The 16,255-nt window shown below is 36.3% G+C and carries 15 protein-coding genes and 1 pseudogene; 13 read left to right on the top strand and 3 right to left on the bottom strand.

Annotated features, from left to right (window positions below; all coding sequences use genetic code 11):
• Nucleotides 1-128: 128 nt before the first annotated feature.
• The 10 genes and pseudogenes from BK577_RS15700 to BK577_RS25770 all read left to right on the top strand — a co-directional run.
• Nucleotides 129-1,124, top strand: coding sequence for a macro domain-containing protein (locus tag BK577_RS15700; protein WP_078433822.1), 996 nt, complete (start codon nt 129-131; stop codon nt 1,122-1,124).
• An 84-nt stretch (nt 1,125-1,208) separates the two neighbouring features.
• Nucleotides 1,209-1,865, top strand: a complete 657-nt coding sequence (locus BK577_RS15705; protein WP_078433823.1) for a vWA domain-containing protein — start codon at nt 1,209-1,211, stop codon at nt 1,863-1,865.
• 248 nt (nt 1,866-2,113) lie between these two features.
• Nucleotides 2,114-2,872 carry a CPBP family intramembrane glutamic endopeptidase gene (locus BK577_RS15710; RefSeq protein ID WP_169908307.1) on the top strand — a complete coding sequence of 253 codons (759 nt, stop codon included), beginning with the start codon at nt 2,114-2,116 and terminating at the stop codon, nt 2,870-2,872.
• Between the two features lie 452 nt (nt 2,873-3,324).
• Nucleotides 3,325-4,299, top strand: coding sequence for an SIS domain-containing protein (locus tag BK577_RS15715; RefSeq protein WP_078433825.1), 975 nt, complete (start codon nt 3,325-3,327; stop codon nt 4,297-4,299).
• A 35-nt stretch (nt 4,300-4,334) separates the two neighbouring features.
• Nucleotides 4,335-5,618: an ABC transporter substrate-binding protein gene (locus BK577_RS15720; protein ID WP_078433826.1), complete on the top strand. Its 1,284-nt coding sequence runs from the start codon at nt 4,335-4,337 to the stop codon at nt 5,616-5,618.
• 73 nt (nt 5,619-5,691) lie between these two features.
• Nucleotides 5,692-6,576 (top strand): carbohydrate ABC transporter permease, encoded by an 885-nt coding sequence (locus BK577_RS15725; protein ID WP_078433827.1) that lies wholly within the window; start codon nt 5,692-5,694, stop codon nt 6,574-6,576.
• Between the two features lie 5 nt (nt 6,577-6,581).
• Entirely contained in the window at nt 6,582-7,472 is an 891-nt protein-coding gene (locus BK577_RS15730; protein WP_078433828.1) for a carbohydrate ABC transporter permease, read from the top strand.
• 6 nt (nt 7,473-7,478) lie between these two features.
• Entirely contained in the window at nt 7,479-8,303 is an 825-nt protein-coding gene (locus BK577_RS15735; protein ID WP_078433829.1) for a PfkB family carbohydrate kinase, read from the top strand.
• A gap of 59 nt (nt 8,304-8,362) precedes the next feature.
• Complete coding sequence (locus BK577_RS15740; RefSeq protein ID WP_169908308.1) at nt 8,363-9,088, top strand: GntR family transcriptional regulator; 726 nt, start codon at nt 8,363-8,365, stop codon at nt 9,086-9,088.
• A 188-nt stretch (nt 9,089-9,276) separates the two neighbouring features.
• Nucleotides 9,277-9,378 (top strand): annotated as a pseudogene (locus BK577_RS25770) (M48 family peptidase); the annotation flags it as partial.
• Nucleotides 9,379-9,499: 121 nt separating this feature from the next.
• Here the strand turns inward: BK577_RS25770 and BK577_RS15745 are convergent.
• Nucleotides 9,500-10,945: a DEAD/DEAH box helicase gene (locus tag BK577_RS15745; protein WP_078433831.1), complete on the bottom strand. Its 1,446-nt coding sequence runs from the start codon at nt 10,943-10,945 to the stop codon at nt 9,500-9,502.
• Between the two features lie 279 nt (nt 10,946-11,224).
• Here BK577_RS15745 and desA point away from each other — a divergent pair, with 279 nt between their 5' ends.
• Complete coding sequence (gene desA, locus BK577_RS15750; protein WP_078433832.1) at nt 11,225-12,256, top strand: Delta(5) desaturase DesA; 1,032 nt, start codon at nt 11,225-11,227, stop codon at nt 12,254-12,256.
• A 75-nt stretch (nt 12,257-12,331) separates the two neighbouring features.
• The gene (locus BK577_RS15755; protein ID WP_078433833.1) at nt 12,332-12,874 is read left to right on the top strand and encodes a response regulator; all 543 of its coding nucleotides are present in this window, start codon (nt 12,332-12,334) and stop codon (nt 12,872-12,874) included.
• Nucleotides 12,875-13,248: 374 nt separating this feature from the next.
• On the opposite strand, the gene BK577_RS15760 is transcribed toward BK577_RS15755, so the two are convergent.
• Both BK577_RS15760 and BK577_RS15765 read right to left on the bottom strand, forming a co-directional pair.
• Nucleotides 13,249-14,187, bottom strand: coding sequence for a metallophosphoesterase (locus BK577_RS15760; protein WP_169908310.1), 939 nt, complete (start codon nt 14,185-14,187; stop codon nt 13,249-13,251).
• A 32-nt stretch (nt 14,188-14,219) separates the two neighbouring features.
• On the bottom strand, nt 14,220-15,086 hold the full coding sequence (locus BK577_RS15765) for an endonuclease/exonuclease/phosphatase family protein (RefSeq protein ID WP_078433835.1): 867 nt from the start codon (nt 15,084-15,086) through the stop codon (nt 14,220-14,222).
• A 416-nt stretch (nt 15,087-15,502) separates the two neighbouring features.
• Between BK577_RS15765 and BK577_RS15770 the strand changes: the two genes are divergently transcribed.
• Nucleotides 15,503-16,177, top strand: a complete 675-nt coding sequence (locus tag BK577_RS15770; RefSeq protein WP_078433836.1) for an NAD(P)H-dependent oxidoreductase — start codon at nt 15,503-15,505, stop codon at nt 16,175-16,177.
• Nucleotides 16,178-16,255: the final 78 nt, after the last annotated feature.

The raw sequence follows: 16,255 nt of genomic DNA on the forward strand, positions 1-16,255 counted from the left end.
GGTTACATAGAAGGAAAAATGATTTACATGTTAAACTTATCTCAAGATATAACCAATTTTTAAATTACATAAAATCAAAAACGCATTATGTGTTTCAAAGAAAGCTTTAAAGAAAGGAGACTAAACCCATGCCATTGGAACTTGTCCGCAATGACCTTACAAAGATGAACGTAGATGCAATTGTTAACGCTGCAAACACAGAATTGAAAATGAGTGGAGGTGTTTGTGGTGCTATTTTTCAAGCTGCCGGCATTAATGAGTTAAAAAAAGCATGTGATGAGATTGGGAGATGTGCTGTTGGACAAGCTGTCATCACAGATGGATTTAACGTATCTGCAAAATACATCATTCATACACCAGGACCTATTTGGAAGGGTGGTTCACATCAAGAAGCACAACTGTTGAAGAAGTCATATGAGCATTCCCTGGAGCTAGCTGAAAAATATAACTGTGAGTCGGTTGCCTTTCCATTGATTTCGACAGGTATTTATGGGTATCCAAAAGAACAGGCATTACAAATTGCTGTTTCTACAATCAGCACGTATTTATTGCACCATGACATGCTTGTATATTTAGTTGTGTTTGATAAAACTTCATTTAAATTAAGTCAAAAACTATTTACATCAATCAATGAATATATTGATGAGCATTTTGTTGAGGAAGCAGAAGTTACGTTTAGTCGTCGCAATGACCGTTTTGGAATGGAGTCTGAGGCTATCTTAGATGATCTCTATGAAAAACAGAGTGAGCTGGATTTTAGTCTGGCACATCTGGTAGAGGAACTGGAAGAGTCATTTTCACAGCGTCTGCTTCGACTGATTGATGAAAAAGGGATGACAGATGTTGAGACCTATAAAAGAGCAAATGTTGACCGTCGGTTGTTTTCCAAAATACGAAAAGCAACGGATTACACACCAAAAAAGAAAACAGCCATTGCTTTTGCGGTTGCGTTAAAACTAAATGAAACTGAAACAAACGATTTACTGTCTGCAGCGGGTTATACATTGTCACGCAGTAGTAAATTTGATGTGATTATTGAATTTTTTATCCAACAAGGCAAGTATGATATTCACGAAATAAATGAAGCACTATTTGCTTTTGATCAACCTTTACTAGGCGCTTAAAATGTCGCTTTCAAAGCGACCAATTCATGTTGAAATCTTAGTATCCTACATTTATAAATAATGGATAAGTGGAGGATGCAGAAGATGAAAAAAAATATAACAGAAATCGTTTTTATTTTAGACAAAAGCGGGTCTATGGCAGGACTTGAAACAGACACGATTGGTGGCTTTAATTCGATGCTAAAAAAGCAGAAAAAAGCTGGAGGAGAAGCTTTTGTCACAACTGTATTATTTAACCATCATTATGAGATTTTACATGATCGCATCAATGTTAGAGGTATTTCTCCATTGGATGAAAAGGATTATGAAGTAGGTGGGACCACTGCATTACTGGATGCAATTGGCTTTTCTATTCAAAAAATCGTCAATGTACAAAAACACACAGGTAAGGAAGAACGGGCAGATAAGGTGCTTTTCGTCATTACAACTGATGGAATGGAAAATGCAAGTAGTGAATATTCCCATACCAAAATAAAGAAAATGATACAACATCAAAAAACGAAATATGGATGGGACTTCATCTTCCTAGGGGCGAATATTGATGCCATTGCAACGGCTGCACAGTTTGGAATTGAAGAGGACTTTGCTGTTGACTATCTTGCAGACAGTTCAGGAACAAAATTAAATTATGAGTCTGTAAGCGAAGCTGTCATAAATCTTCGGAGTGGGAAGGAAATTGATCGAAGTTGGAAAAAAGGAATTGAGCGTGATTATGAGCGTCGTTCACAAAAAAATGATTAAATAAAGAGGAGATCCTTATTTGTTATAAATTAGAGATAAATTTATATTAGAAGAAAGTAATTCCCCGCCTCGATATTAAGCGGGGAATTTTTTTATCCGGGTGAATCTAGTTCGTTTATTTAAAAATATAATTTATGTCTACCTAAGTTTACTGTTTCCAATAAATGGTGGACCATTTGACCTGTCCCTCTGTCCCAACTGGATATTTATGTTAAAATTTGAAATGAAGGTTGAAAGGGGGGATGTTTATGTTAGTTGTTATTGCGGCTTTGTTTTTTATAGGTATTATATCTATTTCTTATCATCAAGTCGTTTTTTCGTCTTTTGTATTTATTGGATTCCTATTTTTGTTTATTACCAATAAGGAAAAGCGATTTATAACTTCTCTATTGTTATCATTTTTAATTAGTTTTGTCATATTTATCGTTTCTAATCATTTCATTGATGCGTTGACAATTTCAAAGGAATTCAAGATTATTGTTAATCGTCTTTTGCTTGTTGTGATTCTAATAGGAATCGTATTTCATTTACTTCTCTACAAGAAGAAAGTGTCTTGGTATAATTCAAAACCTGATTGGAAAGATCCGATTATCTTGCCGTTTCATAAGATTAATATATTTTGGTTTTGGATGATTGGAATAGTAGTTAATGGAATAGTATATTTATATTTTATTGTTCAAAAAGATGTAGATTATATCGCATCGCTTTTCTGGTTTTGTCTATTTTTTTCTCTGATAAATGCAGTTTTAGAGGAAGTTATTTGGAGAGGGGTTATGCTTTCGGCTATCAGTGAAAACACATCGAGAGGGTTTGCTGTCTTAATTACAAGTGTTGGTTTTGGACTTCTCCATCTTGCAATTGGTTTTTCTATTCCCCTTAGTTTGTTGATTTCAGTTGCAGGAGTCATATACGCAATAATCACACTTAAAACAAACAGCATCTATCCGAGTATTATTTTTCATATCGTCATTAATATTGGAATGGTATACAGCGGATTTATTATTTAGGGTACATATATTAGCTAAAAAAATAAGCTCTGGCAGAAAGATGTTAACATTTTCAGTTAAAGTGAACAAATATAGGAAAGGACTCGGCAAGTACTCTACGAACTTGTGGTGTTTTATTTTAAAAAAGAACTAAATCTGATCTCGTTTTTGGACAATAACAGCCATTATATTTGGCTGTGTTTTTTTGTGAATTTTTCATCCTCAATCAGTATAGTTCCTCTTAAGACAGATGCTTTTCCTAATGAACGAGAGTAGGCTTTCTTAGAACATCCCATATGGTTTTCGAAAAAAAGTTATCAGAAAATTATAAACAAACCATTGACCTATGACATCATATGATGTACTATAACCTTATAGATGATGTTATATGACATCATAATATCTTAGAGTGGTAGCTGAAGACAAAAAATTCACTACCAATCTAAGTTAAAACTAGAGGGGAGAGGTAAAGTATGAAAAAAGAACATGTAGAACAAATTGAAAACGTTATCAGTGCTGTGAAAGGGAAGGATATTAAAAACATATTCTTCGTGGCTTGTGGCGGTTCAATGGCAGCGCTTTCGCTAGGGGATTATTTTATTACGAAGGATACTGACATGCCAAGCTTTGTTTATACATCAAATGAATTTATTCATCGTGCACCAAAAGCATTAGGTGAAAACAGTCTTGTCATACTAAGATCTCATTCAGGTACAACGCCGGAAACAGTTGGAGCTGCTACATATGCTAGAGAACAAGGTGCCCTAACTGTTACAATTTCAATGGAAGTTGAATCTCCTCTGTGTCAAGAATCAGAATATATTATTCATTACAATTACAAAGATGGCTCAGATGCAATTGATGGCGAAATAGGGATGTACTACACGTTACTCTTTAAATTGCTTCATCAATTCACCGGGGAAGAAAAATACCTTCGTGGTGTAGACCAATTATCTAAGCTAGGTCAATTAATAGAAAGCAACCAGGCAAAGCATAAGGATGTTGCTGACGCTTTTGGAAAGAAATATAAGCGTGATAAAGTGATTTACACTATGGCAAGTGGAGCGTATATTCATCATGCTTATTCATTCACTAGTTGCTTGTTGATGGAAATGCTTTGGATTCACTCAAATGCTATTCATGCAGGAGAATATTTCCATGGACCATTTGAAGTCACGGATGATGATGTACCATTTTTAGTTGTAGTTGGAGAGGGACCAAGTACACCACTTGATCAACGTGCTCTTGATTTTGTCACAAAATACAGCGACAAAATTGAGGTTGTTAACGTGAAAGAGTTTGATTACAGTGGCGTAGACGAAGATCTTAAAGAGTACTTTGGGTCAGCATTAGCAGGTCCTGTATTACGCTTATACGCTGATGGTTTAGCTGAACATACTGGACACCCATTATCAGTACGAAGATATATGTGGAAAATGGACTATTAATAGAATAAAAATTGGTTACGGGGAGGAAATAATGAATGAGAAAGTTTTTAAGCTTTTTAGTTATTATTTTAGCTAGCTCTATGTTTTTAGCAGCATGTTCTTCCTCCAATGAAAGCAATGGCGAAGCATCTAATGGTGATCAAGTGGTGATTGATTTCTTTCATAGATGGCCAAATGAACCTAGAAAATCATTTTATGATGAAAAAATTGCAGAATTTGAAAAGCTGCATCCTAATGTAAAAATTAATGTTGATTCTGTTTTGAATGATTCTTATAAAGAAAAGATTAGAGTACTTGTTTCAAATGATGATCTTCCTGATGTTTTCACCTCATGGTCTGATACATTTGCCGCAAATCTAGTAAGTTCCGAACGTATTATGGAGCTAAATGACATCATGGCGGAGGATACAGAGTGGTCAGGAAATATTATTGAGTCCCAATATGCCGGATTTACATTTGATGATGTGACATATGGAATACCATTTACTGTTGATGGTAAAGCGTTCTTTTATAACAAACAGATATTTGAAGAACATCATATAGCGGTACCAGAGTCATATGAGGAACTTATTAATGCGTTAGATCAACTAAAGAAAGCCGGCTATGAAACACCAGTTGTAGAAGGTTTAACAAATGGTTGGGCAATTTCTCATTACATGGGAACGATCTTTGATAGAGTTATAGAAAATGATGTCCTGCTTAAAGACTACAACATCGAGACGGGTGAATATACAGATCCAGGATATATTCGCGGGCTGGAAATCTTTAAAGAATTAACCTCCTACATGGGTGAAGTTTCAACAGCTATTGACCATGAAGCAGCTCGAAACATGTTTGCGGCTGGTGAAGTTCCAGTTCTTTATATGCAATTTGCAGAGGTTGGATATGTAGAAGAAGCTGGGGATGTGGAGTTTGGGTTCTTTAATTTCCCTGCAGTTGAAGATGGAGAAGGAAGACCTAAATCCCTTACTGGTGCACCTGAAGGATGGATGTTAAGTAAAAATGCTCCACCTGAAGCCGTAGAGTTTTTAAAATTCCTGACTTCAGAGGAAACGGCTAAAGCATTTACAAAAGCTGATGGACAGTTGAACGCGATTAAAGGAGGAGTAACGGAAGAAACCTCCAATCCAACAAGTCTGGAAGCCTATCAAATTATTCTGGATGCATCCGATTCGACTCCTTGGTTTGATAATGCAGTGGATATAACAATTGCTGATATTTTCATGAGAGGTGGTCAAGAATTAGCAACCGGTCAAACGACACCAGAAGAAATTATGAAAAAAGTACAGGAAGCATCTGCTAAATTACGTAACCAATAAAAAAAGAGAATTGCCCTAACTAAGATATGAAAAAGTTAGGGCAATTCTTGAAAATAAGGGCGGGGGGTTTGAAATGAAGCTAAAAAAGGCGAAAATAACACCAATCTTATTCATGTTACCTACCATTTTATTTTTAGGACTATTTATCTACATACCACTTATTCAAAACTTTTATAATAGTTTTTTTGAATTTAGTGTATTTTCTCAGTCGAAAGAGTTTGTTGGTTTCAGTAAAATAAAAGAATTACTTGTTGATGAGGTAGTCTTCATTGCATTAAACAATAATGTCAAATATGCCATCATTTCCGTGTTACTGCAAGTGTTCTTTGCGTTAGTACTAGCTGCTATTTTAGAGGATAAATTTTTTAGACGCTTCGCTCCAGCTTTACGGGTTATTTATTTTATGCCGGTTATGATTTCAATCTCTGTTATTGCCTTATTATTTGGATTTGTCTATAATCCCCAAATTGGGTTATTAAATAGTTTCCTAGAACTCGTTGGATTAGATCATTTTGCAAAGCCGTGGTTAGGTAATTCAACAACGGCCATCTATAGTGTGATCGCCATGTCCCAATGGCAAAGTATTGGGCTTATTACGATGTTGTTTATCGTTGCGATTCAGAAAATTCCAAAGGATTTATATGAAGCTGCAGAGATAGATGGTGCTGGAAAAATACGAAGATTCTTTAGTGTAACAGTGCCACAAGTAAAAGAAGCGATGTTTGTTAACTTATTAGTGACTGTGACAGGATCGATTCTAGTATTTAATGAACCTTATATTCTCACAAATGGCGGCCCGGGAAATAGTTCTATCACATTAGCGGTTCACATGTATCAAACAGGCTTCATTAAAGATGACATGGGCTATGCATCAACGCTAGCAACTCTTATCTTCTTACTATCTGCTGCATTTGCGCTTATACAAATCAAAGTATCGAAAACAGGGAAGGAGGATTGAAAGACATGTTAAAAACAAATATAAAGAAGTCAACATTCCCGAGTACCCTTCCTACAAATAAAATGAAAACCTCAGTTCAATCAAGAATCACCAAAAATATCGTCTTGCTCGGTTTACTGAGCTTTGCGGTTATTATTCTCTATCCACTATTTTGGATGTTGATCTCATCATTTAAAAGTTATCAGGAAATCTACAGTAATGTGTGGGCTTTACCAACAGAATGGAAATTTGAAAACTATTCGTTGGCATGGTCGAAAGGGATTTCGAGTTATTTTATCAATAGTGTTTATGTAACCGCTTTAACGATTATCTTAACTGTTATAATAGGATCGATGGCTGCGTTCGTCATATCCAGATATAAAAATCGATGGGTTGACGCGTCACTCTTATTTATAATTGGCGGGTTAATGATGAACCCACAAGTTGCCTTAATCCCTTTATTTGAAATCTTAACAATCACAAACTTATTAGATACACATTGGGCACTTATTTTGACCTATGTAGCCTATCGATTACCTTTAACCATTATATTGATTCGGGCTTTCTTTTTAACAGTACCAAAAGAGTTATCTGAATCAGCTTTGATGGATGGGTGTACGGAATTTGGTATTTATTGGCGTATTTATTTGCCAATATCATTACCTATTGTCGTAACATCTGTTATCTTAACCGCATATTTCGCTTGGAATGAATTCTTATTCGCGACCGTTTTCATTAATTCCAGTGAATTAAAAACGATTCCATCCGGTTTAATGGTCTTTCGAGATGCTCTCCGGACAGACTGGGGCGTATTGCTATCAGGTATGGTGATCGCAACAGTCCCAATGATTGTTCTACTTATCTTCTTACAAAAATATTTGGTTAGGGGTCTTGCAGAAGGATCTGTGAAAGGATGATAAATTATGAAACTAATAACAATCGGTGATAACGTAGTTGACTGCTACTTGGATCAAAATAAATATTATCCCGGTGGTAATTGTGTCAATGTAGCCGTAAACGCCAAACGAAATGGGGCTAGTGAAGTTTCTTATATTGGTATATTTGGAAACGATGAGCCTGCGAATCATATTAAGTATGTACTAAGCCAAGAAGACATCGATTATCGTTTTTCACGCGACGGTTCGGGTATTACAGGACAGCCACAAGTGACATTAACAGAAGATCATGACCGTGTATTTGTTGGAGGGCCTAAAAATACCGTACAGCATAGATTAAAAATTCAGCTCGTTCAAGAAGAGCTGGATTATATAAAAACCTTTGATTTAAGTCATGTGAGCTGCTATTCCTCCATGGAAAGTGAACTACCTAAATTGTCACAAGTGTCCAAAATCTCGTTTGATTTTTCAAATAGGAAGGACCTACCTTATATTGAATCGATTGCTCCATATATTTCTTATGCTTTTTTTTCAGCTGCTGAGCTTTCAGAAAAAGAGGTCGAACGTTTCATTAAAGATTTAAGGACTTTTCAATTTGAAATCATTGGATTGACGAGAGGAGGAAGGCCGGCGATTTTTATCAAAAATGGAGAGACTTACGAGCAGAAGGTAAAGAAAATTAATGTAGTTGACACAATGGGGGCAGGTGACAGCTTAATCGCAGGCTTTTTAACTTCTTTTATAAGTGGTGATGACATAGAAGTGGCGATTGCGAAAGGAACAAGCTCTGCCGAAAAAACATGCCAAGAATACGGTGGATTCGGTTACCCAAAAGAAATACAAAAAGTTTAACGGCTATCCAAAGTTATTGTATAATTAATGGTAACGTTAAACATATAGGAGCGAACGTAATGAGTAACCGCGATCAAATTCAAAATTATTTATATGAAGAAATTATGACCGGTATTAAACAATATATTGAATCAAATCAGCTAAACCAAGGTGATCAGATTCCGACTGAAGCGGAATTATGTGACATTTTTCAGGCGAGCAGAATTTCCATTCGACGTGCAATAAAAGAATTAGTAGACGAAGGAGTTCTTCAAATTATTCGGGGAAAAGGTACATTTGTGAATACAGTCCGTAAAGAAATTCACCTTTTACATTTTCAGGGATACACCGAAGGCTTGACGACAAAAAGTGATTTTATTAAAAAAGACATTATATCAATGGAGAAAATAAAGGGTACACCCCATATAAATCATAAATTTAACAATAAATTCGATGAGTACATTGAATTGGTGAGAAAAGTCTATCGAAATGACCAAATTTTAAGCTTGGATTATGCCTATTTTCCAACAGCACTTTATCCCTCAATTGAAGATAAAATAACATCAGAATGTTCAACCTTTAAGATTATAAACGACGAGTATGGAATAAAGTTCAAAAAAGTGTGTAAAGATCTGGAATTTGTCCATCCAACAGAAGAGGTGCAAAAGCACCTAGAAGTCAATCGAATGACACCTATCATTCTAGTAGACAAAATTATTTACAACGAAGAATCAATCCCTGTCCATTATTCAAACTACCATCTAATCGCAGATCGGGTGAAGTTACGACTGGAGACGGATTACTGAATGTGGTACACGGGGACAGGTACATCGTCCCTAAAATTTTGGCAGGGTAATACGTAGAAGTAGGGAAGGTTCTTTTGTTTTCAATCATGGAGCAAAAGAATCGTCCCTCTGTTTTCCTACAGCGGATTTATCATTTAACGAAAGATAGGAAATAGGGTTCAGAAAGTAAATTCCTAATCTAACAATAAATGGTTCATGTAAATCACAACCGTTCCTTTTGGCGACTAGTTGGAAAGATAACGCCAGACTATAAGGGTAAATGGTTGACTTTATCAAATATGAATGTTTAAAAGCCAAGGATGTATTAAAATGTTATGTACAGCTTAATAAAAAATAGAGAAGTGATTTAGATATTTCATCACTTCCCTTATTTTATTTAGTTTGGTATTTCCTTCAGCTATATTGATTAAATTATTTAATTGCTTTGCTCACTTTTAGTTTCTTACCTTTGATTGTTGCCTTTTCCATTGCTTGTAAAACAAGTGAGCCTTTTCCATTAAGAATATCAACGTATGACATATTATCATGGATAGTAATAATACCAATATCATCAGCTGTTACTCCAGGAATTTTCGCTATAGTTCCGACAAAATCTAGAGCTCGAATCTTCTTCTTTTTTCCACCACTGAAATGAAGTTTAATAATATCTTGGTTAATTCGAGCAGTTTTATTGTTCTTCACGATCCTGCGTCCACTCATTTTTTCTTCGAAAGCGGCTGTTCCTTTAGCAACTTCCTGATTTGTAGGAGCTTCTCTTACAGGTATTTCAAAGCCAATGTACTTTTCTATTGCTTTTATAAATTTCTCTTCATAAGGTGTCGCAAATGTAATGGCTTTTCCTTTATTACCGGCACGACCAGTTCTTCCTGTTCGGTGGACATAGCTCTCTTTTTCCATTGGAGTGTCATAATTGATAACAAGTGTTACATTATCAATATCAATTCCTCTTGCGGCAACATCGGTTGCGACAAGATAACGGAAATTCCCCATTTTGAAACCATCCATCACAGCAAACCGTTCCTCTTGCTCTAAACCTCCATGGATTTTTTCACAAGAATATTGGGATCTTTCCAATTCGGTATACACTGTATCTACGTTTTCTTTAGTTCTGCAGAAAATGATACAGCTCTCAGGGTTTTCAACGATTGTAACGCTTTTAAGAAGTGAAATCTTATCTCCCTCATTAACTTCAAATAATTGGTGTTCAATACTATCTGTGGTTATCGCAGTTGCTGCAATTTCGATATTAATAGGATTTTTCATATATTTGTGGCAGAGATTTTCTACATTTTCAGGCAATGTTGCAGAAAATACCATCGTTACTCTGTCTAAAGGTAGCTCCTTTATTATTGTTTCCACATCGTCAATAAATCCCATATTAAGCATTTCATCAGCTTCATCAATGATAAGATACTTAACTTGGTCTAAAACAAGGGTTCCTCGTTCGATATGGTCAAGGACACGTCCGGGTGTACCGACCACAACATGATTTTTTTGTTTCAATTCTTCTTTTTGTTTCATAAAAGGCTCTTTTCCATAAACGGCCATAGCTTTAATCCGCTTTAACCTTCCAATATTCGTTATATCTTCTCGAACTTGAACAGCAAGCTCCCTTGTAGGTGTAAGAATTAATGCCTGTGGCTTTTTTTCTTCCCATTTAACCATTTCGCAGATAGGTATACCAAAGGATGCGGTCTTCCCACTACCTGTTTGAGATTTAACAACAAGATCTTGATTTTCCAATGCTAATGGTATTACTTCATTTTGAACCTCTGTGGGGGTTTCATATTTTAACACTGCAAGTGCTCTTTTTATTTCATTGCTTAACTGATAATCCTCAAAACTTTTTTTACTCATAAATTAACCTCTTTTTTAGTATTATCCGATTTACGTATAGGATTCTCTTAAAAAAATCATCATATGCAAAATCTGAATATCGTTCATTATACTTGAAACATCAAACAAATCATCTTTTATTTTGAATTTTATACGGATAATGAATATATTTTCCCTTTTAGCTTAATGGTATATGACAAGTATCATACCATGTACATGATACATGCTACTTACAAGTCCATTATTTTTCGTGTATCATTCACTTTAGCACACATAACAAGGAAGGAAATTTCAAATAAAATGAACTTACAAAATACGAAAACTTTAAGAAAACAAGTTGCTCCATTTGAAAAAACAACAACAATGAAAAGTATATGGCAGATCACCAATACAATCGTTCCATTTATTACATTATGGTATCTTGCCTATATATGTCTGTCCGTTTCTTATTGGTTAGCATTAGTGCCAATAGTGTTAGCAGCTGGGTTTTTGGTAAGAGTCTTTATTATTTTTCATGATTGCACCCATCATTCCTTTTTTAAAAGCCGTCGCGTCAATCGAATAGTTGGAACAGCTATGGGTGTATTAACTTTATTCCCGTTTGATCAATGGGGGCATGAGCATTCTATTCATCACGCTACAAGTGGTAATCTGGATAAGCGTGGTACAGGAGATATTTGGACACTTACAGTGGATGAGTATTTGGCAGCACCGCTTAGACTTCGTTTAACATATCGTTTTTATCGTAATCCTCTCGTTATGTTTGGGTTGGGGCCAATCTATGTTTTCCTTCTAAAAAATAGATTTAATCGCAAAGGGGCCAGAAGGAAGGAACGCTTGAATACTTATTTGACGAACGTTTTATTCGTTGCATTAATGGGAATACTCTGCTGGACAGTTGGATGGCAGTCGGTGATTTTAGTTCAAGGATCTATTTTCTTGCTATCAGGGTCACTAGGCATTTGGCTGTTTTACGTTCAGCACACTTTTGAAGATTCTTATTTTGAGGAAAATAGTGAATGGGAATATGTAAAGGCAGCTGTGGAGGGAAGTTCCTTCTATAAGCTTCCAAAATTTATTCAATTCTTGACTGGAAATATTGGTTATCACCATGTTCATCATTTAAGCCCTAGAGTCCCAAACTATAAATTAGAAGAAGCACATAATAATACAACTCCCTTACAAAGCGTACCAACCATTACACTTGCTACAAGTTTAAAGTCGCTCCGTTTCCGTTTATGGGATGAAAAAACTAAGAATTTCGTAAGCTTTAAAGACGTTAAAGCGTTAGCTAAAAAAAGAGTTTCTGTTCAAATAAAACCTGAATTGTAACTATAATAAATAGAGCTCCCCATTATTAATGGGGAGTTTCTGCTTAATAGTAGCTTTCAGAAGGAGAGAACTAAAATGATTCGAATTGTCATTGCTGAGGATCAGGAGATGCTGTTAGGTGTAATAGGTTCCCTTCTTAATTTGGAAGAGGATATGGATGTGGTTGGTCGGGCTAGGAATGGGGAAGAGGCTGTTACTCTTGTGTACCGATTGCAGCCTGATGTTTGTATCATGGATATAGAGATGCCTAAAATGAGCGGACTTGAGGCAGCTGAAGCATTAATGCCAGCGGGATGCAAGGTAATCATTTTAACTACATTTGCTAGGAATGGTAATATAGACCGTGCACTAAAAGCTGGTGTAAATGGTTATTTATTAAAGGATAATCCAAGCAAGAAGTTAATCTGCTCGATCCGCAGTATTATGGATGGAAAACAAATTTACTCCCCCGAACTAATGGATGTTTCAAGAGATAGCAGACTTGGAACTGAAGTGTTAGAACTGTTTGACGATGGTCAAACTATAGATAAAACCTCTAATGGACCTAGAAACAAAAAGGGATCTGTGAGGAATTATTTTTCAGCAATTATTGATAAAATAAAGTTACAGACTGGTTAGGAATAGTTTTCTAGTTACCATAAAATAACAAACAGAACAGGCCTGCAAAATAAATTGATCCCATCACAATCTGTGGTGTTCATGACATTAGTAGATTAGATAGTAAAAGGGACCTTCTTTAATAGTAAGAGAGAGTCCTTTTACTATCTAAATATTAGTTTTTAACACTCTGCAACCTAATGTGTAGCTTAAAGAGATGAACATCTTTTCTCTCGGTCTTATAAAATATGGATAGAGTATACAGAAGGATGTTGAGTCGTGGGACACGGGGACAGGTACATCGTCCCTCTATTTTTGGTAGGGTAAGACGTAGAAGTAGGGACGGTTCTTTTGTTTTCAATTATGCAGCAAAAGAACCGTCCCTCTGTTTCCTACTATTGAATTTTTAAAATCCGATCTGTTTCACGTCCATACCCATCAACTTCCAATCGATCCTTGTAAACCCGAACAATTGAGTAGGAGTTTGTGTCATCGGTTTCGACCATTCCTTTGAGGTTTACATAGTGAATTCCGTTTTTCACTCCATAATTGCCTGCGTGATTATGTCCGTTGAAATAAGCAACAACATTTCCGGCTGCTTCTAGTTCTGCGATGACTGCTTCATCATTCCAAACATTGTGGTTATTTTCAGGGTACACAGGCATGTGGGACAATACCACAACTTTTTCTTGTCTTTGTGACGCTTTTTCCAGGACTCCGCGAAGCCATATTAACTGTTCCTCGCTGACCCCGCCATTCCATGTTTGAGCATTGATTTCATTAGTAGCCTTTAACGAATTGTACATATCTTGGGCTTGTTGGTATTTTTCTGAATCTACCGGGTTCGCGTAAAGGCTAAGGTCATTGGTATCAAGCACAACAAAGCGCCAGTTTTTGAATTTGAAGTCATAATATTGGTTCTTCATGCCGAGTATGTCAACCACTTCGTCGGTTGTCACAGGGAAGTCATGGTTGCCAAGGACATGATACTTCGGACCTTCTATAGTGTTGTAGATTGGAAGAATGTCTGAAAAGCTGGAAAGGTTTCGGTCGATTAAATCTCCCGTTTGAACAGTGAAATCAACTTTTTCATTGTTAAACGTTTGAACGGCTTCCATCAGCTTGTCCAATGAATTCGTATAGTAGCGCGTACCATTTATTTCACAGTCGCAATACTGGGCATCTGGAACAATCCCAAATTCGAGTTTTGGCTTTTCTTCGCTTTTAGCAAATGCGGATGTAGCACCTGTAAGGACCATCCCAAGTACAGCAGTTGCAGTTAGGTATTTCATTTTGGTTCCAAGTCCTTTTCTTCTTTTTTGCTCATTCAACATAAACATTCTCCTTTCGTTATCACCAGTAATCATCATTTATTTCCATTCAAATATGGCTGTTCACGGTCCAATACAATTTCAGCCGTGATTGGGAGATGGTCTGAAGCCAGACTTTGAATTACTTCAGCACTCACTGTTTCGATGTCATTTGATGTAAAGATATAATCGATACGCTTTGTAGGATTTTTTGCAGAATAAGTAAAAGCAGTCGGCTGATCTGCAAAAACATCAAGATAATTATCATACAAAGATTTCATTTCATTGCTTTCTGGAGTTGCGTTTAAATCTCCTACAATCACTTTTGGTCCTGCTGATTGGTTTGCAATTTTGACAACTTCATTGATTTGGATTTCGCGTTCAGCAGGTGTTAACGCCAAGTGGGTGTTATACACATGCAAATGGTTTCCCTTTACATTGATTGTTGCTTCTAACAGACCGCGCTGCTCCGTGTTTCCGATTTTTGTTAAGGAATGATTTTCAGATGATAGTATTGGATATTTACTTAAAATAGCTGTGCCATATTGACGACGCTCATCTCCATCATTCAAAGGTTCATTGTCAAGATTTGCTGCATAGGTATAAAACATGCCAAGACGCTCTGCCAATAATTTTGCCTGGTCTTGAAAATCACTGCGGCTGGACCAATGGTTGTCCACCTCTTGTAAGCCCACAATATCTGTATTGGATTCTTCGATGATTTTAGCAATTCGTTCTATGTCTAAAACATCGTCTTCACCTACAGCGTGATGAATATTATAGGACATCACGTTAATGTTTACTGGTTTACCATGTCCAAAGGCAAAAGTGTTATTGCTAAAACCTAAAACTAGCAAAAGCACCGCTATTAAACTGAGTAAAGTCCATTTCCTACTTGTTATCCGATTTAATCCAACCACCATTCATTACCTCCTTAATAAATTTTGATTACCATTTGATGCTATCAGATGAAATTAAAGCCTTTATTGATTTAATGTAAAAACAGAATGTAGGTTCTATTACATGTTTGTTAAGACAAGTCGTATTGCCCGTGTATATATTCCTAAGGAAAGGGGGGAGTTACTATAACTAAAATTGCAATTAACCGAAATTGGACAAAAAAGTTACTAGCTTTATATAAAACAGATAAATGATTGTGTAACGATGGGACGGTTTGAGACCGGTGAAAATGTAGAAAAACAACCTTTAGAGGAAGAAGATTAAAGAGAATAGTTTGAAAGATAGAGCTAATTCTTTGATAAAAGCAAGCCAATTTATATACAATATGTCTTGAACAAACCTGGCTTTTGTAATCTATGAAGAAGAGGATGATTTCACCATGAGTAATCATGACGCTAAAAAACAAGATATCCTTGCTGCATTCAATTTCCGCCATGCAACAAAGGTATTTAACCCGACAAAGAAAATTTCCGAAGAAGATTTTAGATTCATTTTAGAAACTGGCCGTTTGTCTCCAAGTTCGGTTGGATATGAGCCTTGGAAATTCCTTGTTGTACAAAATAAGGAGTTTCGTGAAAAGCTAAGAGAGGTTTCATGGGGTGCCCAAGGACAGCTGCCGACTGCAAGCCATTTTGTTATTATTCTTGCACGTACAGATGTAAGGTATGATTCTGAGTATGTGCAGCAGTTGCAGAAGAATGTGAAGCAGATGCCTGATGATTTACTTGAGACACTGAAGCCAAGATATAGAAGCTTTCAAGAGGAAGATCAGCGTCTGTTTGAAAGCGACCGGGCATTGTTTGATTGGGCGAGCAAGCAAACATATATTGCGCTAGGCAATATGATGACAGCTGCGGCGCAAATCGGCATTGACTCTTGTCCGATTGAAGGCTTTAGTTATGACAAAGTAAATGAGTTATTGGAGAAGGAAGGATTTCTTGAAAATGGCAAGCTAGCCGTATCAGCTATGGTTGCCTTCGGCTATCGCAAAGAGTATCCGGCACGCCCGAAAACGCGCCGGGCTATAGAAGATGTTGTAGAGTGGATTAACTAACTAGTGATTAACTTGAAGGAATTTTGCATGTATTTAAGGTCTGACCTCAAAATGGATTAACGTTTCTGAACGGATGCA

This window comes from Metabacillus halosaccharovorans, assembly GCF_002019635.1.
Lineage (GTDB): Bacteria > Bacillota > Bacilli > Bacillales > Bacillaceae > Metabacillus > Metabacillus halosaccharovorans.